Consider the following 461-nt stretch of genomic DNA (forward strand, 5'->3'; position numbering starts at 1 on the left):
GGCCAGGGGCTCGTCGAGGCGGGGCGGCGGGGTGCGGCCGCTCGGATCGAGGAGCGGATCGCCGTCGCCGACATCGGGAAGCCGCGGTTCGACGCGGGATTCGGACGCGTCGGGCGTGAGCATGTCGAGGTTGAGAGCCTGCTCGATCGCCGACAGAGCTGCCTCCGCCGGGTCCTTGAGCTTCTTTTCCGTGGCCATGCAACGCCTCGTTACGCGCGATCTCCGCCATCGGCCGCACCCGGCGAAGGAGATCATTTTACCAATTTACCAAACGAACTTTAGACATCGCCACGGAGGCCGGATACCCGACCCGGCGCGTCCGCCGCAAAAACCTTAACGGAATGGTTACCAAGCCCGAGGCCCGGTTCTCCGCCGTCGGCTTTATCCATGGGGCCCCAATGCTTAAACGCAAACCAAGGGCGGCGCCGCGCCTGTGGATAGGGCCCTCCCGACACCGCCCC

The 461-nt window shown here is 66.2% G+C and carries 1 protein-coding gene; it reads right to left on the reverse strand.

Annotation, left to right across the window (positions count from 1 at the left end):
• Window positions 1-198 (reverse strand): hypothetical protein (locus FV218_RS22525; RefSeq protein ID WP_147711615.1); only part of this gene is annotated, 198 nt, incomplete at its 3' end.
• Between the last annotated feature and the right edge of the window lie 263 nt (window positions 199-461).

Source organism: Methylobacterium sp. WL69, from assembly GCF_008039485.1.
GTDB lineage: Bacteria > Pseudomonadota > Alphaproteobacteria > Rhizobiales > Beijerinckiaceae > Methylobacterium.